Genomic DNA, 20,401 nt, shown 5'->3' on the forward strand with positions numbered 1-20,401 from the left:
GGGGGGTTTAAGACTAAGAAATATTCGTTTTTTGTTTTAATCTCTATCTATATCGCAAGAAAAAAAAGAGGTAGGGGCAATTAATGACGCGGCGGTTTTATTCGGTGGGAACCTCCTAATAAAACCGACAAGACATTATCCCTACCTTTTTTTGCTACCTAATAACTTAGGTAATTCCGAAAACAACCACTAAACCTAAGACTGCGCCAAAGACAATCAAGGCGTAGAATTGAGCGCGTCCGGTTTCGAGATATTTCAAACCTTCACCGCCGAGCAATGTGGTTAAACCAGCCAGATTCACGGCACCATCAACGACGCGATAATCTACTTCCATTACCTGACGGGCAACCCGACGTAAACCGACGACGAAGACACTATTGTAAATATCGTCGATGTACCACTTATTGAGCGAAAGATTGTAGAGGGTAGGAATTTTGGAAGCGATCGAACTAGGATCGATTTTACGGCTAAGATACATTAGCGATGCTAAAGTTATGCCGATTAAACCGATACCGACTGAACTACCCGCCATAATCAAGAATTCATTGAGATCGAATTCATGAGCATGTTCGGCGACATGTCCAGGTGCGGAGATAAACGCCTCGAAGTAGTTATTAAATGGTGTGCCAACTAAACCGATGAGGGCTGAAGGTACGGCGAGAATAACTAGGGGTAAAGTCATGCTCCAAGGTGATTCATGAGGATTTGCAGCATGATGATGAGCATGAGCATCGTCATGGGCGTGGTCATCATGAGCATCCGCGCCACTGGGACGAGCTGCTGCAAGTAATTGCTGTTGAATCTTCTTGTCATTGCCTCGGAAACTGCCCTCAAAGGTCGAGAAATACATGCGGAACATGTAAAACGCAGTTATCCCTGCTGTGGCGAATCCAACCACCCACAAGAGGGGATTTGAGGCATATGTGGCTCCGAGGATTTCGTCTTTCGACCAAAATCCCGCGAAGGGGGGAATTCCTGAGATTGCTAGGGTACCGACAAAGAAGGTACCAGCGGTGATGGGCATATGTTTGCGGAGTCCACCCATCAGGCGCATGTCTTGGGCGAGCACAGGATTGTGTCCGACGACATCTTCCATCCCGTGGATGACGGAACCGGAGCCGAGGAACATCATCGCTTTGAAGTAAGCATGAGTCATCAGGTGGAATAAACCAGCAGAATAAGCACCGACACCCATCGCCATCACCATGTAGCCCAATTGGGACATAGTGGAGTAGGCGAGTCCTTTTTTGATATCATTTTGGGTAATCGCGATCGATGCACCCAGAAAGGCTGTAGTTGCACCCGTCCAGGCGATCGTATCCATCGCTGTGGGGATATGCTCAAACACAGGATACATCCGCGCAATTAGGAATACGCCCGCTGCTACCATCGTCGCGGCGTGAATTAGAGCCGAAATCGGGGTAGGGCCTTCCATTGCGTCTGGAAGCCAGACATGGAGCGGGAATTGAGCAGATTTAGCAACTGGCCCCATAAATACTAAGATTGCCAGGAGTGCGGCTAAACCGCCACCAATTGCGCCCGACGCGACTAATTCTTGGAGTCTGTCACCGATGATTTGGAAGTCAAAACTACCAGTCGCCCAGTAAAGTCCGAGCATCCCTAAGAGTAAGCCAAAGTCACCAACGCGGTTCGTCACAAATGCCTTTTGACAAGCATCAGCGGCACCTTTGCGATCGTACCAGAAACCAATCAGCAGGTACGAACACATCCCGACTAATTCCCAGAAGATATATACCTGCACGAGGTTGGGGCTAATTACTAAGCCCAACATCGAAGAGCTAAATAGACTCAAATAGGCATAAAACCGAACATACCCAGGATCGTGAGACATATACCCGTGGGTGTAGATCATCACCAACATGGCGACAGTAGTAACAATTACTAACATCAATGATGTCAGATGATCGATCGTGTAACCCATACTCAGATGGAAACTGCCCGCAGATGCCCATTCAAAGGCATAAATGTAAGTGGGATGTCCCTGAAACTGACTAGCAAGAAGGGCAAATGATGCCGCCATCGCCGCACCCATTAACGAAATAATTAGGACTGCATTCAGTTCGCGCAGTCCATTGGTAAATTTATTGAGCGAAATTAATCCCAATCCGACTAGCATCGCCCCAGCAAGGGGAAATACTGGAATCAACCAGGCGTAATCGTATAGTGCTTCCATGTATATGTTGAAATCTAATGATTAAGGATGGACAAACTAACTGGAGTGATTGTTGACTGGAGCGGATGAATACCACTGTTATACAAAGTATTCCCCAGTTGGAGCATCACCTTTAACTAAGTTAAAGGTGAGTGACATCCCAATCCGTTGTGGTTAGCTGGCGATTGAAATCGCGGCTGGTGTTGCAAAATCCGCCGATGCCGTTCCGTTCGCGTAGCGTCTCGTCAGAGAAGCCATGTTACGTCAACGCGGACTAACTCTAGAACAGATATTGCTTTAACCGAACCGTATTTAGTGACATTCAATCGTTGGCATAGTTGCGCCGCGAGGTAATCGAATCTGCTATGAGTAATTATACCGATCCCCACCAGTGATATCTGATTAGTTAGCAGCTTTGCTGCTAAAATTTAGGGGATTTATGGCACTGATGAAGATAATGCTGTTACTTTCCACCCATCCGAATTTCTGAGTAAAAGGAAGCAAGAGAGTCGCCATTAGCCTGTGCGATCATTGTTGTGCGGAGTCGAACATTATCACTCTCAAACCAAATTCGTTCTTCAAAGCAGATACTTTCCTGCTTTGTTACTAGAGTTAAAGCGTCATCATCACCCATCTGATATTGGGCTACTTGAGGCGTAGTGCCATTATCAGCGCGAAAGAGTCTGCCAGTATGGGCTGCTGGCAGATCTGGAATGGAGACGACAATGGTTTCGCCCTGCTGATTTGCTGGGTTTTGGGGCTGAGTATCCCAACTAACGGTGCCTTTCCAGGTATATTTAGCACCACCCCAAGTTAGGCTGGGATCGATACCTACTTGTTGACACAATTGAATAACGTGAGGATTGTCGTTGGGTAAGATCTCAATGACTAAATCGGTTTTTCCATGCTCTGACTGTTTTAAGGTTAGATGGTGACTAGTCTTTTGGGAAAACCATTTACCAGCACTCAACTCAAAAAATTCTCGGACATTCATAAAAGAGGGGGGAGGGTAGGGATAGAGGGTAGAGGGCAGGAGTTAGATCTTTTGGAAACTGTTAATTGTTAATCTTAAAAATTAGATTTAAACCAATAAATAGTATAACCTTCCCACTTACCGATTCTGGCGTTATCGTTGGCGAAGCCTCTGACGAATAAGAAGCGAAAGCATATTAACAAATCCCCAAGTCCCCGTCTTGCCGTTTCCCAATCCCCACATCCCCAGTCCTCTAGCCCTCCATCCGTTGCAAACAGATAGTTGCCGCTGCTGCGACATGAGGATGATGGTCTTTGGTGAGATACTTCAGAGCCGAAATGCTTTTCGGGGTAGGTAATTGGCCTAATGATTCAGCCAAGCGTTGGCGCACTAACCAGTCTTCGGACTCGATGAATAGTAACAATCGATCGATCGCTGCCACAGCTTTAATCTCGCCCAATGCGGCAATTGCAGCTTGTTGGAGAACGACTTCTGGCGCATCTAGAGCTTTGATCAGCACATCAAAAGCACGCGGATCTTTTAAATTGCCCAATGCTACAGCCGCACTAAAGCGCACTAACCAGTCTGTATCCTCATAAAATGCCCTGACGAGTCCTTCAAAGGCGCGAATATCTTCTAAATAGCCTAGGGCACCTGCGGCATCAGCGCGAATCCCATAATCTGGGTCATTAGTGAGGATCTCGATCAAAATCGAGTAAGATTCTGGTGTGACTTTGACACCCAGAGCAAACACTGCCATCGATCGCAGTTGTAAACTTTCATCATTGAGCACTTTTTTGATTAATGGTAATGCGACATCGGCGGGGAGATCTCGCAGGGATGCTAATGCTACCATTCGATCTTTTAGATCTGGACTCTCCAACTGTTTTGCCAGTAATGCTGGCTCCGCTGGTTCTCGTTGGCTTACCCCTTCCGCTGGAAAATCGCTCATATACTTTTTATCATTCTTTATCTCTAGATTGTAACAAATTTTATTAATCCGACGATCGGACAGACTTTATCACCATGCCTAGCATCCACCATGCGATAGGTAAATTAGGTATTCACCATTTAAAATAAATTGTTAAATTAAACCCTTGACCCTTGTATCCCTGACTTCACCATTAAATTTAGCTAATCACTAGCTTATCAATACCCGATCGAGAACCCCCGATAATTATCCATGATCAGTCACATCGACTCAACTTATCTCTGTCAACTTACCGCCGCCCAAATTCAAGAAATTTTAGTTCTGGACGGGGTATTAATTCAACAATATCAATCACAATTACATCGATGGTTGACAATTGCTCAGTTACCAGACTTGGGACAATTGAATCTAAACTTAGAACCTGAAAAAGCTGAAGAGATCGATCGTCGCTTACAGCAGAGAGAAATTGTTGAATTCACAACAATGACAACGGTAATGAATCTCAATATTTGCGATCGATATGTATTTATCCCCTTACTCGAACAGCCCAGTGCTGGTGGCAAGAGTCAGAGTCAATTGTGGGGGAGAATTTGTCTATCTGGAAATTTAAATAGTGTTTGGACACCACAAGATTTATCTTGGGTACAAGCTTTAGGACAACAACTACTGACAGCGATGAATTTGCTGACTGGAGCTAGAACAAGTAACGGATCTCTACCAGCTAGTTCATCCCCGTTATCAGATTTAGCTGAATTAATCGAACGAATTTCTGAATTAGAGTCTATTTGTCAAAAAAAGGATGATTTCATCAATAATATCTCTCATGATTTACGAGCACCATTGATGAATATTAAAATGGCAGCACAAATGTTGACATCCAGCTTAAGGACAGATTCGCAAATATCCAATTTATTGCTAGGTCATCGCGCTCAAAAATACTTATCAATATTGGAACAAGAATGCGAGCGCGAAGTCGAATTAATTAATGATATCCTGGATTTACAACGACTGGAACTGTCAATCGATGGTCTAAATCTCGAACCAGTAGAAATTGCCACTTGGTTACCAATTACCATCGAACCATTCATTCATCGTGCCAATAGTCACCACCAAAAATTAAACGCTTCTGCATCTGAATGGATACCAACCATTGAAATCGATCGAGTTTGCTTGAACAAAATTTTCACAGAGTTATTAAATAATGCCTGTAAATATACTCATGCAGATGGAGAGATTATCGTCAGAATCGATGGAAATGCAAGTTGGATTTCCATCGTCGTTAAAAATCAAGCAGAAATTTCAGTGCAACATTTACCCCACATTTTTGAACAATTTTACCGGATTCCTGGCAGCGATCGATCTCAACAAGGTGGTACGGGGTTGGGACTATCTCTGGTTCAAAAAATAGTACGGCAATTAAACGGTCAAATTCATGTCACTAGCAATTCTGGCTGGACTGAGTTTACTGTTAAACTGCCGATAGGTAATAGATTGATAATTGATAATTATCATTTTTGAATTAAAGCCTCTCCTTTTAAGAATAAAAATATTCGACGTTGCTGAATTAAAGCATGATTTACCGTTCTTACACTTTATTCTTCCAGCTCCACCCTCCCCCTTTCTCCTCTAATTTTTCATACCCCGATCCAGCAACGCCAAATATTTCTGTATTCAAATCCTCTGAGGTGAGATTGCTAACTTCTCTATGTTAAAAGCTGTTTGGTTGACGAATATTGATAGTGCAGTCATGAATTCTCGCAAGGATCTGGCAGAAGGATTACAACGTCTGTCAGAACTGGGATTTAATACGATTTATCCAGTTGTTTGGCAACGTGGTTATACATTATATCCGAGTCAAGTTGCCCAGCAATTAACTGGATCTGCTTTGTTACCAAATAGTCCATTTGTTGGGCGAGATGTACTGGCTGAAATTCTCGAATTAGCACACCCGTTAAAAATGCGCACGATTCCGTGGTTTGAATATGGATTAATGGTACCGCCCAAATCGACGATCGCCATAAACAACCGAGATTTACTAACTCTCGACATTAACGAAAATTCCCAACGCATTCAAGGTGCTAATGGTGAATTAGATCCCAATGCTTGGTTGAATCCCTGTCATTATCGTGTCCGTAAATTTATGGTAGATATGATTGTAGAGGTTGTCAAAAAGTATCCAGTGGCGGGAATTCAATTAGACGACCATTTTTGCTTTCCCCAAGAAATGGGCTACGATAAATTCAGCCAACAATTGTTTCAACAACATAATTTTGGTGACATGGCACCGATCGAACATGATAGTGAAGTGTGGGTGGAATGGGGTGCAGCCCAATTAACCGAATTGTTGCAACAGATCGTTAGTGCCGTCAAATCTGCACGTCGCGATTGTATCGTATCGATCTCACCAAATCCCCTGACTTTTTCTCGCAATCGATATCTCGCTGACTGGCAAAAATGGCAAGAATTAGGCTTGATGGATGAGCTAGTTTTACAAGTATATCGCGATCGAATCGATGCTTTTGAACTAGAATTAACCAAACCAGAAGTTCAAGCTGCGCGGCTGAAAATTCCCACCTCGATTGGGATTTTGGCTGGCTTGAGAACTCGACCGATTCCCAGCCCGATTCTCAAAGAGCAAGTCGCCATAGTTTCTGCTGGACAATTTAGTGGTTTAGCTTGTTTTTTCTATGAAACTTTATTTCACGAACAGCTCGCACCCAATCCCATCAGCAGGACTAAATCGCAACTCTTCGATATCTTCGATCCCACATCACCTGTGGGTTGAAGAAGAGTCTCCGATCTGCCGACTAACATAGATCTAAGATCCTGTGACAAAATCCCTGCCAATCCGATCGAAATCTGAGTTAAACTCGATCGCATTGTAAGCAGCTTCGGCAAGGTATCTGCCGTGGAGAATCGATCGATGCAGTCTGGTAGTGAAATAATCGTCATTGGTGGTGGTGTCATTGGTTTGGCCACAGCCATAGAATTGCGTCTGCTGGGCGCGGAAGTCACCGTTTTGTGCCAAGACTTCCAAGCTGCCGCCGGACATGCCGCAGCGGGCATGTTGGCACCGCAGGCCGAAAAAATTCCCACCGGATCGATGTTAGATTTATGTTTGGCTAGTCGAGACTTATACCCAGAGTGGGTAAATAAAATTGAGTCGATTTCGGGAGTAGACACAGGCTATTGGGCATGTGGAATTTTAGCACCGCATTATGACGATTGCGAACGAAATGAAGATTGGTTGGATCGTCAAACGATCCACCAGCATCAAGCGGCATTGAGTGATTCGATCGTCGGTGGCTATTGGTATCCAGCCGATGGACAAGTTGATAATCGCGCCTTGATTCGATCGCTTTCGATCGCCAGCCAAACTCTCGGTGTAAAATTTCTAGATGGGGTCGAAGTTACAGCGATCGATCGGGATCGGGGACGAGTGACACAGCTAGAAACCAATCGGGGCAACATGTCCGCACAGCATTATATCTTAGCGACAGGTGCTTGGTCGCAGCAGCTCTTGCCGATTCCGATCGTCCCCAGAAAGGGACAACTGTTATCGGTCTTGGTGCCCACCGCGCAAAGAGCTAATTTACCCCTTCAACAAGTATTATTTGGCGAAGAAACCTACATCGTGCCGCGTCGAGATGGCAAAATTATTATTGGTGCGACTAGTGAAGATGTCGGGTTTGCACCACACAATACACTCAAAGGGATTGAGCAACTGATAACCAATGCCATCCGCTTATTTCCTCAGCTCCAGGATTTTCCCCTCCACGAAACTTGGTGGGGTTTTCGTCCAGCGACACCCGATGAATTACCTATTTTAGGCCCGAGTGCCGCTGATAATCTCACTCTAGCTACTGGACACTATCGAAATGGGATTTTATTGACTCCGATTACTGCGAAATTAATTGCCGATTTAGTATGGCACCAGCAAGGAGATAACTTATTATCCTCCTTCAGTTGGCAACGGTTTGAACCTAGTTGATTTTTAAAAACCACACTTGATGGCGATCCCCCTAAATCTGCCCTAAGAGAGCAATTTTTGGTTTCTTAGGGCAAATCTAGGGAGATCTGTCGGAGATATAAAGAGATATTACTGAACTAGAGCCAGAGGAGGATTAGAAGCACTGACACGTCGATCGATCACCGTGTCGATTAAACCATATTCCTTGGCTTCGACAGCAGACATGTAGAAATCTCGATCGGTATCTTCTTGGATTTTCTCCAAAGGTTGCCCCGTGTGTTGGGCTAATAGATCGTTTAATTTACCCTTGATGTAGAGAATTTCTTTAGCTTGGATCGCAATGTCCGTAGCTTGCCCCTGTGCGCCGCCTAAAGGCTGGTGAATCATAATCCGCGAACTCGGTAGACTCATCCGTTTTCCCTTGGCTCCAGCACTCAATAAGAACGCACCCATGCTCGCTGCAAATCCCATGCAGACGGTGCAGACATCGGGGCGAATTTGGTTCATCGTATCAAAGATGCCCATTCCCGCCGAAACCGAACCACCAGGGGAATTGATATACACATAGATATCCTTTTCTGGATCTTCTGCTTCCAAAAATAGCAATTGCGCCACAATTAAGTTGGCTAAATCTGAATCTACCTGGCTGCCCAAGAAGATAATTCGATCGCGCAATAGCCGAGAATAAATGTCAAAGGCGCGTTCGCCTCTCCCAGACTGTTCAATTACGGTAGGTATCATAGCTATGACAATATATATCGATTCTTTTTATTATTACCCAATCTAGGGGCTAAAGGTCTAGGGGTATCCGTACTAAATGACGATCGGATATTGAGTAGGTAAATCTCCTGATGGACTTCTGACTCTTCCTTGCTATACTGGACGATTACATATTGAGACGATTGCGATCGATTTAAGATTCGCCGCTAGAGGTGCTAGTTAAAATATTGCAAATTATTCACATCAATGACAGCTAAATCCTTATGTCCCGATCGTGCCGAAAAGGATCGGTATCACCATATAAATGCTGATGCATAGATTTTACTTGGACGAGATCGGGCACGTATCACCTGTAATTTGAGTCTATTTGAATAAGTTTTAATTTTCCTACGATCCCGCTATTGCGGTTTATCCTCAATATTTTTGCTAATTTAGACAAGATATGAACAGACTTTTAATAATTACGACTGTTCCCAGTACCCTGTGTAGTTTTCTGTTGCCTTTTGCCGCGCATTTTCGATCGCAAGGATGGCAAGTAGATGCGATGGCTTGTGGGGTTTCAACTTCGCCGGAATGCCAGCAAGGATTCGATCGAGTGTGGGAGGTTGAATGGTCGCGTAACCCCCTCGATCCTCGCAATTTATTGGCGGCTCCAGGCGTAATTCGCGAGATTGTGACGCGGGAAAAATATGATATCGTCCACGTCCATACTCCAGTTGCCGCTTTTGTGACACGATATGCATTGAAGGATTTACGCGATCGATTGAAAGTTAAAATTATTTATACGGCGCATGGCTTTCATTTCTATCAAGGGGGTAATCCTTTAAAAAATGCGACGTTTATCAATTTAGAAAAGTTGGCGGGTAATTGGACGGATTATTTAGTCACTATCAATCATGAGGATAAAGTGGCGACATTACAATATAAGTTAGTCTCGCCAGGTCATTCTCGCTATATGCCTGGAATTGGCGTAGATTTAAAGTATTACAATCGCCATGCGGTGCCAGAGCCAGCAGTAATTAAGGTACGGCAGGATTTAGGCATCAGTGTGGATACTCATTTGCTGCTCTCAGTAGCAGAATTTACGCCCCGCAAGCACCATGTCGATGCGATCGAGGCATTTGCTAGACTAGATCGATCTGATGTCCATTTGGCGTTGGCAGGCAGCGGGCCATTGATGGAAAAGATGCGGCAGTTAGCCTTAGAATTAGGTGTTGCCGATCGGATTCACTTTTTAGGCGATCGATCTGATATTCCAGTGCTGATGAGAGCTGCAACTGCAAATATCTTGGTTTCTGCCCAAGAAGGTTTACCCAGATGTGTACTGGAGTCCCTAGCTTTGGAAACTCCTTGTATCGGTACTAAAATTAGGGGTACTCAAGATTTACTTGAAGGCGGTTGTGGACTATTAGTCGATCTTGGCGATGTGGACGGATTAGCAGCCGCAATGACTTGGATGCTCGATCGACCTGAAGAAGCAGCAAATATGAGTAAACTAGGTTATGAACGGATGTCTACTTACGATCTCGAAGCAATTATCAAGCTTCACGAGCAATTGTATGGGGAGGCGTTAGGCGTTAGGCTTTAGGTTTTAGGCGTTAGGTTTTAGGCTTTAGATATAAATATAGGGTGAGCACTAATGCCCACCCTATATTTAACTATCAACTATCAACTAATAACTATCTGACCCACTTTTCGCCGACGATTTCAGCGAGATCGACAACACGTTGGCTGTAACCCCACTCGTTATCGTACCAAGCGACAACTTTGACCATATCATCGCCCATCACCATCGTCAGTGCGGCATCGATCGTCGAAGAGGCATCAGTACCTTTAAAATCGCTGGAAACTAACGGTAGCTCACAGAAGTCCAAAATCCCTTTCATTGGGCCTTCAGCAGCCGCTTTAAGGGCAGCATTAACTTCTTCGGCGAAGGTTTTCTTCTCAACATTGACGACTAAATCGACAACCGATACGTTAGGAGTAGGTACCCGCAGCGCAATCCCGTTGAGTTTACCTTTCAATTCTGGTAACACCAAAGAGACTGCTTTAGCTGCACCAGTAGATGTCGGCACGATGTTCATCGCCGCAGCCCGGGCGCGGCGTAAATCGCGGTGGGAAGCATCCAGCAAGCGTTGGTCGCCTGTGTAGCTGTGAGTGGTCGTCATTGTACCTTTGACGATTCCAAAGTTGTCATTGAGAACCTTGGCAAAGGGTGCTAGACAGTTAGTAGTACAACTAGCGTTACTAATGATGAAATGTTTGCTGTGGTCGTAGTCTTTGTCATTGACTCCGACGACGAATGTACCATCTTCATCTTTACCAGGTGCTGTAATCAGCACTTTTTTCGCCCCAGCATTGATATGGCGGGAAGCACCAGCATGGCTGATGAACACACCTGTAGACTCAATTACCAAGTCGATTTCCCATTCTTTCCAGGGTAAATTGTCAGGGTTGCGATCGGATACACATTTAATCGTTTTACCATTGACAGTAATGGTGTTGTCATCAGCACTGATATCTGCATCGAATTTGCCCAACATGGTGTCGTACCGGAGCAAATGAGCATTGGTGCGAGGATCTGAAGTATCGTTGATGCCTACAACTTCCAAGTGACTATTGGTTCTCCCCAACCAACACCGCATAAAATTCCGTCCGATCCGCCCAAACCCGTTGATCGCTACTCTAATCACAGCCTATAAACCCTCTTTTCCTAAATCTCAGTATCCGCTTATAAAACCAGATCATATCGCAAACTATACACATCTTTGACTTTTTTCAAGAAAGGGGCGGTGTGGGAGGGGTGGGAGTGTTCGTTACTCCCCAACTTTATAATTCCAAACTAATTAATGCATGAACAGGTATTCATGTGTTATTGTAGAAGGATAGTGAATTAAGGTACTAAATCATGACTACTGCAACTCAAATGAAATGTGCATGTAACTCTTGCCTGTGTGTGGTTTCGCTAGAATCTGCCGTCCTCAAAGATGGACAAAATTACTGTAGTGGAGCTTGTGCTGACGGTCATAAAAACGGACAAGTTTGCGGACGTACTGGCTGTACCTGTAACGCGGCTTAGATTAGGCTTTAGGGTTTAGGCGTTAAAATACCTAGTACCTGAACCCTACTTTCATGACTGAAGTAAATCTAGATATCTTTGACGATGAAGAAGCCCACTTGTGTGAATCTTCAGATCGAACTGCTTATCCACCTGCGCTCGCATTAGAAAAAGCGCAGCGGATGGCGGATTTTTTTGGATTATTAGCCGATCCCAATCGACTGCGGATGCTCTCACTTTTGGCAATTGCCGAACTCTGTGTTGGTGATTTAGCGATTGCACTAGAAATGAGTGATTCAGCCGTATCCCATCAACTCAAAACACTTAGAGCATTGCGATTAGTCAGTTATCGAAAACAGGGTCGCCATGTATTTTATCAGCTTCACGATCGACATGTATTCGATCTGTACCAAACTGTCTCCGAGCATTTAGATGAACCGACTTAAAAGTTTAACTCCCCCCATTCTCACAACTTAGACACCCAGAGTCGTGAGTGGATAGTGGATAGCGAAAAGTGCGGGAACAGGGGGTTTCCCGTGAGGCGATCCATTTGGGGAAACTCCTGTTCCCGCACTCGCCCCAAGTAGAGCACCTTTTTAAGACAGTGAATAGTGGATAGCAGAATAGACAATTTCAATCTGCGATCTCGACGGTCTATTTCTTGGGTGCAAAGGGAGTATGAGAGTGGGACAGATATTTTGAGCCTGTTGGCGTAGCCTCTGTGCGAGGAGAAACTGACTTTAATTCAAGCAATCTCCGACTTTTGTCGGATACGAACAGATAGACCTGTCGAGTATGATTGATTCACAAGGGAATTATCTCTGTAACAAATCGCCAAAGATTAGCGATCGAGATCGTAGCAACATGGGTACTATTAAGTTAGCGAATATATCTGTAAACCATCCGCAAATAGCTAGGAATCATAGATCCACAATTCCTACATTACTAATTGCTTGGCAATCTTACTAATTTATTTATTTTTTCAAACTTTATATTAACTAATATGATTAGTCAGCAATCAACAATGTCAAATATTTTTGAGCTAGATGATAACAAGCTAATTGAGAAGTTTGTCCAGGGTAGCGATCGACTTCTAGCTACTGATAATCTGCGGTTAGAAGTAAATGGTGGGTTGTCACAGCTCCTCGCAAGAAATGGCGATCCGATCGCTATTATGTATTTGCAAAATAAGCCAAGAACTGTAGTTGTCAAATTTAAGTCACCGTTTTTTAAATTAATCGATCGAATGTTAATCGATCGAGATTTTGTGATGTTTGGTGATGCTAACCGTGCGGGGTTTATCGAATACAAACATTTTGTCACACCTGCTGGCTATAGAATTTGGCACACCGATCCATCAATTTTATGGAAAAAATGGTGGCCGACTGAAAGATTCCAAAATAAACAACGGTTTAACATGGACATCTTGGTAAGTTTTAAGAATAGCTGGTATCCCGTACAGAATATTAACGTTAACGCGGGGATTTTTACAATTAAAACAATTGCTGGTCAAATCGTACTTAAACGGGATGACAAGGTGCTATGGTTGGCGCAAATAATGCAAGAACATGCCGCTGGAGCTACAGGAAATCTTCAACCAGTAGCTAGTCCGACAACACTAGCGCAAATGCCAGGAATGACAGCATTAGATCCATCAAATTCTGACGATTTAGCTAAAAAAATTCAGCAGAAACAGTCAGAAATCGATCCAGATCGAGCATGGTCGATGATTAAAAAGTTAGAACAAAAGTTACAAAATCAAATTAAATTAAACACTGAAATTGAACAGAAGTTCGATCGATTAGAAAATCGTGCCGTTATTGCCGAACAACGATTGAAAATAATCTACAAATATCTCCAAGAGATTGGTGTCAATCCTCAAGATATTTATAATCGCAATAGCAAAGTGGATAGTGAATAGCCAATAGATAGATATAGGGTGGCATTGCTCACGATCTAAGCTTCAGATATTATTAATGCTGTAAAATAATATTTTCGCAAGCCTAACACCTAAAACTTCAAGCCTAATTCAAGCTTCTGAAACTCGAAAAATGTGTTTTAGAGAAAGTCTAATTAATCGGATTAAATAGTATAATGGAAAAAGTGCTTGGGGTAGTGTGACTATCTGCCATTCTAATGGAGTTGGTGTAAGAATCGTATCGATCCAGTACCAAGAACGATCTCTAAATGATGTCATTGTTTGGCGATAGACAGCATCTTGAGAATTTGTGGAAGTTTTTTCAACTAAGCCTGCACAAATAGCTTGAGGGTGGAATATTATTTCTTTGATTTGGGTGAATAAAATTGGTAATTTCGAGTCAGATTCTAATTGAAATAATAGAGATTCTGGTAAGTTCGCACTAAAAAGTTGATGGGCTAAATAGAGTCCTAACCATAACATTCGCTGAGTGCCAAATTTACCTACCAGGCTACTAATATATTCCCAATCTAGATCACGGTTAGTTCGCAATAATTCGGCAATATCGCAGATCCAATATAATTTTGACCAGTTATGTTTGGAACCATGAGCGCACAAAAATAATAGTAGATGTTCTGCATTCAGAGTAGTAACAGATTGGGAACCAAACTCAACGAGATTGGTTTTAGTCCAGAGCAATTGTCGATCTGGCGTAAAGGAATAATACTTTGGTAAAATCGACCAGTGGAGGTCGATGCATAGTTGTTTTTCTTCATGCCAAAACCACTGTTCGCTCCGTAATCCTGTATAGACAGTTTGCTGTCGATCTGTTAGTGCAAACTGTGATTCATAGCCTTGGCTGATTAGCAACTGACTGGTAGCGAGAACGTCAGCTTCAGCGACTAAGATATCTAAATCGACAAATTGTCGCAGGGCTAAATTTCCGTAGGCAATTTGAGCGAGAATTGGCCCTTTAAAAGACATCATCGGAATAGATTGACTTTCAAATAATCGGCTCAGTTTTACTAGTTCTGCTGTCAGGTGAAGATTGCGCTGAAAGTTTTCATTAAAATTAGCTTGAAGCTGTTCGATTACTTCAGTCGGAATGGTACCAGGTTTAAGCTGCTGGATTTGTCGATCTAGTAATGGTAGAACATTGTGATAAGTTGCTCTTTCTAGGATATAGTTCCAATCTAACGGCTGTCGAACTAATGCTTGAATTTGATTGATTTGCAATGAATCTGGATGAGTGCGGCTACAACAGAGTAGCAGTTCGATTTCCGACTGTCGCTCGAATTGGCGATCGTTTTGTTCTAAAGTTATGGTAGATGCTAGTTTCATATCGATGTTTTTAGAATTTTTCCTAAAGCCTAAAGCCTAAAGCCTAAAGCCTAAAGCCTAAAGCTGGTAGTGCTGTGCTTGAGTGGTAAATAATCGAGCATACAAACCTTGTTGCTGCATCAATTCATCGTGAGATCCGCACTCGGCGATCTGTCCGTTAGATAATACCAAGATTCGATCGACCATTTTAATTGTAGATAATCGATGGCTAATGACAATCGCGGTTCGCCCTTTTACAAGTTGGCGAAACCTGTCGAATACTTCGGCTTCCGCATGTGGATCTAACGCACTGGTTGGTTCGTCTAAAATAATCAGTTGGGCATCTCGCAAGAATGCCCGCGCCAGGGCGATTTTTTGCCATTGTCCGATACTCAATTCTTCGCCATGCTCGAACCAGTTGCCCAGACGGGTATCGAGTCCTTGTGGAAGTCGATCGATCGTCATCTTAGCACCAGCCGCACGAGCTGCGTCCCAAATTCTTTCGGTACTAGGCTCCACCTCGGTATCTCCCAGCCAAATATTTTTGCGAACAGTGAGTTGGTACTGGATATAATCCTGAAATAAAACGCTAATCTGACGATGTAAATCGGTGGGAGAGTAGTTGCGTAAGTCTTCGTCTTCAAGTGTAATCCTACCCGTTGTCGGGTCGTAAAGGCGACATAATAATTTGATCAGCGTAGATTTACCCGCACCATTAGCACCAACAATGGCAATAACTTCACCAGGCGCAATCGTCAGGTTAATATTTTTTAGTACCGAACGCTGACTGTGAGCATAGTTAAAGCTAACATTTTCCAGGCGAATCCCATTGTTCCAGGTAGTGGGTAGTGTTTGAGGCTGTAAGGGTGCAAAAATAGTGGGTTTGAGGTCTAGAAATTGGTAAAAATCTTGGAGAAAGAGACTATTTTCATAGAGACTTACCATCTGACTGAGGAGTTCGCGTAAAAAACCTTGCCCCCTTTGGAAGGCTTGATAATACATCACAAATCCGCCTAGGGTAACGATCCCCTGAATGGTTTGATAAGCGGTAATGCCACAGGCGAGAGCGACAGCGATAGTCGCACTGCTGTGAGTAATGACATCGATGCTAGATTGCTGGGTGGCGAGTTGAATTTTTTCTCGGCGGATGCTGCTGCGGAGCTTTTGGAACCACTGGCTAAATAAATGTCCGAGATTGAAGAGGCGAATTTCTTTAGCGGATGGTTCGGTGGTGAGCAGGGTATGGAAGTAGTCAGCTTGACGCTCGCGTTCTGTCCACGAGCTAATTCGTCCGTAAGCTCTGCCCGTATATCTAAACCGAATCAGAATTCCTGGAATAGTCGCGACGAGGAGCAGGAGGGGAACCATCCAGTTTAGGGCTGCAAGTAAAGCGAGAATGCCCAGGAGGGAGAGACTACTTTGTCCGACTTGCAGGAGACCAGACAAGACCATTTGCGGGCGGTAGGTGGCTTGCTCTTGGGCACGGTGCAGGGTGTTGTAATAGTCAGTGTTCTCGTAATATTGCAGATCGACCTGAATCGATTTAGTATGGAGCAAATGGTGGACTCGATCGCTCACTGCTTCAGTCTGGATGGTCTGAGTGAGCTTGCTGAGGGCACTACAGGCATCATTAAGGATGGCAACCAGTCCAGCAATTCCAATCCAGATTAGCGCGGATTGGAGGGTTTGAGCTGAGGCTCCAGCGGTAACGCTGAGGGTGAGGGTATCAATCAGGCGTTTCATCAGATAGAGTTGTCCCAGGGGTAACAGTCCCTGAACTAACAGCAATCCAAAACTAACCAATGTCCAGCGGGGAGAACTTTCCCAGACAAGGTGAATCGCACGCCGAAGATTGACAATTAAGGATTTCAAGATTGGTTGATAATTGATAGTTGATACTTCGGCTACGCTCAGTACGAGTAATTGATAATTGATAATTATCAATTTTTGAAGCTATTGCTAACACCCCCTACATCTGTTTTTCCGACATATAACCTGATGACATATCCCCGACTTCTTGAAGAAGTCGGGGATATAGTTGACTTAGTTCTGGTAGATCGAATAGTTTTGCCCAGTTGCGAGGATCGATCGTGTTTGCCATGCCTTTGGGTAGAAAGTGAAAGAATAGTAAGTGGCAAAAATTATTGTCTATCTGTTGTGGAATGCGGTGGCGATAATGCCACTGACTGCTACCTGAAAAGATCGCCGCTTGACGCGGAATTAAATCGTGAGCGGTAAAGATATTTTCGGGATCGGTTTCAATTGCCTGCTCCCAATCCGATCGATTGTCAAAGTCTTCAGGCCAATCTCTAACTTGACTAAAGTAAATCGGCCAAGAATGAGATCGATCGACACATAGATCTAAAGTATATTTAGCATAAGGCGCATCCATGTGTACCCGACAAATACCTAAATTATTATACAAACTGAGAAAGTTATAACTTGGCTCGACTAGTTCACCAACGAGATCGCTGACTAATGGGGTGATTTGATGATGGAGTTCAGTAAAGTAAGCATTGTCATGAACCACCAATCGACCGAATCTCAATAGTTCCTGTCGTTCTAGTTCCGATTTACTCAGTTGAGCGATCGAATCCTCAATCCGTGCAAAAGTCTCATCATCGAAGATATTATCGATCGTCATCGTCTCAAAATTCGATCGCGTTTTTAAAGGTTCAAAGGCATCAACAAACTCTAAATACTTATTGGGATAGTTAGTCTCAATTAGTCTCTTAGCCCGAACATAATCTGATAACCAGATCGAATCATACCAAGGAAAAATATTATCCATAGTTTTATTACTATCCACCATCCACCATTCACCATTCACTAATTCAACTATATTTCTGAGCTAGCTCTGCTACATAACTCAAAGCTTTTGCGACAGTGGGAAAACGATGGGGGAATTGTAAATTCAAATGTTGAGCTATGTCGCCCAAAGACTTACCTGCATCCATCCAGTTGAGAATAATCAGGTCGATTTTACCAGATTCGTTGATGCTGGGAATATAGCTGTCCGATCGAGTCTGTAAGGCTTGAGCAGATCTTGGTATGCTGAAAAAGGTAGATTGTTGATAATCGGCTTTAATGTGGTGAGGATCGGCTCCAGCGATGACTTTAGTTTGCCAAGACCAAATATAGTCATCGCCAATCAAATTGGCTTGGAGAGTCACAGTAACTAGATCTCCATGTCCTAAATCGACTGGAGCAGAGAGCGGCAAAAAAGCATTTCCATAAATACATTCTGGTTTGTCTGGAGCATTGGAGAAGCCAATCCCTTCAGCTAAGGTAGTATCAAACCACATGCCAATTCCATGCATAGTGCCCGATTCTGTTTCGGAAAGTCCCCGCCAGCGATCGACTGTCCAAGTCATGGTAGCTTTGACATTAGATTCGATCTTGGTAGTGTAGTCGAGAGTCGCCCAAACTTGAGGATCGACGAGCAATTGCGCTGGATGAAGTCGATGCTTCTCCCAGTTATTAGTCACAAATTGGCGATTGGCAGTCAAAATGCAGCCATAGGGAGCATCTTCCCAAGGTGAGAGATATTTAGATTGATAGTAATCTGGATCGCTAATTAAAGTCGCCCAAACCCGATCCTGTTGGGGAATCTGCACGCCACCAGGTTTGAGAAATCGAGATCTCGCATCGGCGATTGCGGCAAAATGATGCTGATAAATTGGAGTGATACCCCGTAAGTCAGAGATAATTACATCTACTCGCTCGGGGAGATCGATGTCTGTGGAGAGAGCTTGGATAAACTCAATTTTATCAGCACAGTGATTATCGATCGCCACCTGTCGGGCGACGGAGATGGCATCGTCTGGTTCGATAGCATAAACTTTACTCGCCCCAAATTGACAGGCAAGGACGGCAAAAAAACCCGTTCCCGTGCCAATATCCAATACCACTGCACCAGGTTTAATTGCTGCTTTCAAGGCTTGGACATAAGGATCGAGTCGCTGTCGATCGACGATCATATCACCGTAGCCAGGAATGCTATAGCCTTGGATTGAACTGCTCATTAAATATTGGGGGGAAGCGGGGTGCGGGAAGCGGGGGGCAGAGAGCGGGGAGCAGGGAGGGGTGCTTTTACCCTTTACCCCTAAAGCCTAAAGCCTAAAACCTAAAACCTAACCCCCCCTTTCTCTTAGGATTGCTAGACTGGAAAATCGCTGACGATCGTGTCTATCAAATCGTCTAACCGTGCGATATCAGTATGTGGAGTAATTTGGCGGACGGGAATATATTTTACCACCCGACTTAGGAATTCAAATTCCTGGGCGCGGAGGGATTTATCCAATAGATAGTTGGTATAAGTATTCGTCACAAGGGTGATTAACTGTTCCTGAGTTGTCATTGGGGCGACACAAGGACACGATCGATTGTCACTGCGCTCGTTGAGATAGTAGATTGCGGCTAAGGGTAATGGTTCTGTTTGAAACTTATACCCAGTTTGACTCAAATCTAAATATCTTTTATCCCAAGTCGGGTGAGTGGGGACGAGGCGCGGTAGGGCATCAGCAGCACTGTACAGTGCGCGAACTGATGAATCCCACAGTCGGATGCGCGGATATGCAGGTTCGATGAGGAAGTTATCACCTCGATCTATTATTGGCACTACATCGTCGGATAGAATTGCATAGCCTTGTTGAGCAAAGGCGGCGGCTGTGGTCGATTTGCCCGCTCCTGCCGCTCCAACCAAAACTACAACTCGATCGCCAATCGCGATCGCATTGGCATGGAGACAAACTGTACCCCGAAGTCTGAGGACAAAACCCAAGATCGGCCCTAATAGATAGACGGCGGTGTCTTCTAGGGTGAGATCGTCGGGCCAGGTAGCCCAAATTTGGGTACCCAGCCGATTAATCACAAAGGTAGTTTCGTCGTGATAGCGGCAATAAAAATATTGCCCCATCCCGACTTGCCAGACCTGAAGTAGTGGCACCGTCTCCGATCCTACTAAGTCAGATTTTTCGGCGCATTCGTACCAATTGGGGGGAATTCCCGATCGATCTGGCGTTTCCGTCAGCCAACTCGGTAATTCCCCCAACACAACATCGACAATAGGAAGATCGCTCGGCAGGCTGTCTATCGAAATAGGACCTGGTAGAGCGATATTAACAGTCAAACCTAGACCGTAAATCCGGTAATATTTCATCAGTGAATGAAACTGCTAGGATGTTTTCTTTTTAGCAGTACCGAGTCCAGTACCTCCATCGGCAGCAGCAGTAGATGTATTCCCCATATTTTGGGTCATGACACTGATGTTTCCGTACATCCGAAATTCTGGCTGGTGGTAAGTTTGCTTGCTCATAATTTTAATTCGGGGTGATTT

The 20,401-nt window shown here is 44.1% G+C and carries 18 protein-coding genes; 7 read left to right on the plus strand and 11 right to left on the minus strand.

Going from position 1 to position 20,401, the window contains the following annotated elements:
- Positions 1 to 166: 166 nt before the first annotated feature.
- The 3 genes from RMO55_RS03020 to RMO55_RS03030 form a co-directional block, all read right to left on the minus strand.
- Positions 167 to 2,194: an NAD(P)H-quinone oxidoreductase subunit 5 gene (locus RMO55_RS03020; protein ID WP_310423290.1), complete on the minus strand. Its 2,028-nt coding sequence runs from the start codon at positions 2,192 to 2,194 to the stop codon at positions 167 to 169.
- A 442-nt stretch (positions 2,195 to 2,636) separates the two neighbouring features.
- Entirely contained in the window at positions 2,637 to 3,167 is a 531-nt protein-coding gene (locus RMO55_RS03025; protein ID WP_310423294.1) for a phycobiliprotein lyase, read from the minus strand.
- Between the two features lie 232 nt (positions 3,168 to 3,399).
- Positions 3,400 to 4,098, minus strand: a complete 699-nt coding sequence (locus RMO55_RS03030; RefSeq protein WP_310423297.1) for a HEAT repeat domain-containing protein — start codon at positions 4,096 to 4,098, stop codon at positions 3,400 to 3,402.
- Between the two features lie 231 nt (positions 4,099 to 4,329).
- Between RMO55_RS03030 and RMO55_RS03035 the strand changes: the two genes are divergently transcribed.
- From RMO55_RS03035 to thiO, 3 genes are all read left to right on the plus strand, one after another.
- Positions 4,330 to 5,595, plus strand: a complete 1,266-nt coding sequence (locus tag RMO55_RS03035) for a HAMP domain-containing sensor histidine kinase (protein ID WP_310423300.1) — start codon at positions 4,330 to 4,332, stop codon at positions 5,593 to 5,595.
- A 187-nt stretch (positions 5,596 to 5,782) separates the two neighbouring features.
- Positions 5,783 to 6,862, plus strand: a complete 1,080-nt coding sequence (locus RMO55_RS03040; RefSeq protein WP_310423303.1) for a family 10 glycosylhydrolase — start codon at positions 5,783 to 5,785, stop codon at positions 6,860 to 6,862.
- Between the two features lie 138 nt (positions 6,863 to 7,000).
- Positions 7,001 to 8,068 (plus strand): glycine oxidase ThiO, encoded by a 1,068-nt coding sequence (gene thiO / locus RMO55_RS03045; protein ID WP_310423307.1) that lies wholly within the window; start codon positions 7,001 to 7,003, stop codon positions 8,066 to 8,068.
- 108 nt (positions 8,069 to 8,176) lie between these two features.
- Here thiO and clpP read toward each other — a convergent pair whose 3' ends face one another.
- Positions 8,177 to 8,788, minus strand: coding sequence for an ATP-dependent Clp endopeptidase proteolytic subunit ClpP (gene clpP, locus RMO55_RS03050; protein WP_310423310.1), 612 nt, complete (start codon positions 8,786 to 8,788; stop codon positions 8,177 to 8,179).
- A gap of 421 nt (positions 8,789 to 9,209) precedes the next feature.
- On the opposite strand from clpP, the gene RMO55_RS03055 reads away from it, so the two are divergent.
- Positions 9,210 to 10,355: a glycosyltransferase gene (locus RMO55_RS03055; protein WP_310423313.1), complete on the plus strand. Its 1,146-nt coding sequence runs from the start codon at positions 9,210 to 9,212 to the stop codon at positions 10,353 to 10,355.
- A 91-nt stretch (positions 10,356 to 10,446) separates the two neighbouring features.
- Here the strand turns inward: RMO55_RS03055 and RMO55_RS03060 are convergent, their stop codons facing one another.
- Positions 10,447 to 11,460, minus strand: coding sequence for a type I glyceraldehyde-3-phosphate dehydrogenase (locus tag RMO55_RS03060; RefSeq protein ID WP_310423316.1), 1,014 nt, complete (start codon positions 11,458 to 11,460; stop codon positions 10,447 to 10,449).
- 215 nt (positions 11,461 to 11,675) lie between these two features.
- Between RMO55_RS03060 and RMO55_RS03065 the strand changes: the two genes are divergently transcribed.
- From RMO55_RS03065 to RMO55_RS03075, 3 genes are all read left to right on the plus strand, one after another.
- Positions 11,676 to 11,846, plus strand: coding sequence for a metallothionein (locus RMO55_RS03065; RefSeq protein WP_310423319.1), 171 nt, complete (start codon positions 11,676 to 11,678; stop codon positions 11,844 to 11,846).
- A 161-nt stretch (positions 11,847 to 12,007) separates the two neighbouring features.
- A complete protein-coding gene (locus tag RMO55_RS03070; RefSeq protein WP_396134153.1) occupies positions 12,008 to 12,271 on the plus strand; it encodes an ArsR/SmtB family transcription factor in 264 nt (87 codons plus the stop codon).
- Between the two features lie 578 nt (positions 12,272 to 12,849).
- Complete coding sequence (locus RMO55_RS03075; protein ID WP_310423325.1) at positions 12,850 to 13,746, plus strand: hypothetical protein; 897 nt, start codon at positions 12,850 to 12,852, stop codon at positions 13,744 to 13,746.
- Positions 13,747 to 13,854: 108 nt separating this feature from the next.
- On the opposite strand, the gene RMO55_RS03080 is transcribed toward RMO55_RS03075, so the two are convergent.
- The 6 genes from RMO55_RS03080 to RMO55_RS03105 form a co-directional block, all read right to left on the minus strand.
- Complete coding sequence (locus RMO55_RS03080) at positions 13,855 to 15,084, minus strand: nucleotidyltransferase family protein (protein WP_310423328.1); 1,230 nt, start codon at positions 15,082 to 15,084, stop codon at positions 13,855 to 13,857.
- Positions 15,085 to 15,141: 57 nt separating this feature from the next.
- Positions 15,142 to 17,007: an ABC transporter ATP-binding protein gene (locus RMO55_RS03085; RefSeq protein ID WP_310423332.1), complete on the minus strand. Its 1,866-nt coding sequence runs from the start codon at positions 17,005 to 17,007 to the stop codon at positions 15,142 to 15,144.
- 25 nt (positions 17,008 to 17,032) lie between these two features.
- Positions 17,033 to 17,854 carry a hypothetical protein gene (locus RMO55_RS03090; protein WP_310423335.1) on the minus strand — a complete coding sequence of 274 codons (822 nt, stop codon included), beginning with the start codon at positions 17,852 to 17,854 and terminating at the stop codon, positions 17,033 to 17,035.
- 43 nt (positions 17,855 to 17,897) lie between these two features.
- Positions 17,898 to 19,088, minus strand: coding sequence for a class I SAM-dependent methyltransferase (locus RMO55_RS03095; protein ID WP_310423338.1), 1,191 nt, complete (start codon positions 19,086 to 19,088; stop codon positions 17,898 to 17,900).
- A gap of 134 nt (positions 19,089 to 19,222) precedes the next feature.
- Positions 19,223 to 20,224 (minus strand): hypothetical protein, encoded by a 1,002-nt coding sequence (locus RMO55_RS03100; RefSeq protein WP_310423341.1) that lies wholly within the window; start codon positions 20,222 to 20,224, stop codon positions 19,223 to 19,225.
- 15 nt (positions 20,225 to 20,239) lie between these two features.
- The gene (locus tag RMO55_RS03105) at positions 20,240 to 20,380 is read right to left on the minus strand and encodes a hypothetical protein (RefSeq protein WP_310423343.1); all 141 of its coding nucleotides are present in this window, start codon (positions 20,378 to 20,380) and stop codon (positions 20,240 to 20,242) included.
- Positions 20,381 to 20,401: the final 21 nt, after the last annotated feature.

Origin of the sequence: Chamaesiphon sp. VAR_48_metabat_135_sub, from assembly GCF_031418915.1 — a bacterium.
Lineage (GTDB): Bacteria > Cyanobacteriota > Cyanobacteriia > Cyanobacteriales > Chamaesiphonaceae > Chamaesiphon.

Coding starts and splice junctions, on each gene's coding strand:
- RMO55_RS03105 (WP_310423343.1), bottom strand. CDS start 20,380: ATGAGCAAGCAAACTTACCACCAGCCAGAATTTCGGATGTACGGAAAC.
- RMO55_RS03080 (WP_310423328.1), bottom strand. CDS start 15,084: ATGAAACTAGCATCTACCATAACTTTAGAACAAAACGATCGCCAATTC.
- RMO55_RS03020 (WP_310423290.1), bottom strand. CDS start 2,194: ATGGAAGCACTATACGATTACGCCTGGTTGATTCCAGTATTTCCCCTT.
- RMO55_RS03090 (WP_310423335.1), bottom strand. CDS start 17,854: ATGGATAATATTTTTCCTTGGTATGATTCGATCTGGTTATCAGATTAT.
- RMO55_RS03065 (WP_310423319.1), top strand. CDS start 11,676: ATGACTACTGCAACTCAAATGAAATGTGCATGTAACTCTTGCCTGTGT.
- RMO55_RS03040 (WP_310423303.1), top strand. CDS start 5,783: ATGTTAAAAGCTGTTTGGTTGACGAATATTGATAGTGCAGTCATGAAT.
- clpP (WP_310423310.1), bottom strand. CDS start 8,788: ATGATACCTACCGTAATTGAACAGTCTGGGAGAGGCGAACGCGCCTTT.
- RMO55_RS03095 (WP_310423338.1), bottom strand. CDS start 19,088: ATGAGCAGTTCAATCCAAGGCTATAGCATTCCTGGCTACGGTGATATG.
- RMO55_RS03055 (WP_310423313.1), top strand. CDS start 9,210: ATGAACAGACTTTTAATAATTACGACTGTTCCCAGTACCCTGTGTAGT.
- RMO55_RS03075 (WP_310423325.1), top strand. CDS start 12,850: ATGTCAAATATTTTTGAGCTAGATGATAACAAGCTAATTGAGAAGTTT.
- RMO55_RS03025 (WP_310423294.1), bottom strand. CDS start 3,167: ATGAATGTCCGAGAATTTTTTGAGTTGAGTGCTGGTAAATGGTTTTCC.
- thiO (WP_310423307.1), top strand. CDS start 7,001: ATGCAGTCTGGTAGTGAAATAATCGTCATTGGTGGTGGTGTCATTGGT.
- RMO55_RS03070 (WP_396134153.1), top strand. CDS start 12,008: ATGGCGGATTTTTTTGGATTATTAGCCGATCCCAATCGACTGCGGATG.
- RMO55_RS03030 (WP_310423297.1), bottom strand. CDS start 4,098: ATGAGCGATTTTCCAGCGGAAGGGGTAAGCCAACGAGAACCAGCGGAG.
- RMO55_RS03100 (WP_310423341.1), bottom strand. CDS start 20,224: ATGAAATATTACCGGATTTACGGTCTAGGTTTGACTGTTAATATCGCT.
- RMO55_RS03035 (WP_310423300.1), top strand. CDS start 4,330: ATGATCAGTCACATCGACTCAACTTATCTCTGTCAACTTACCGCCGCC.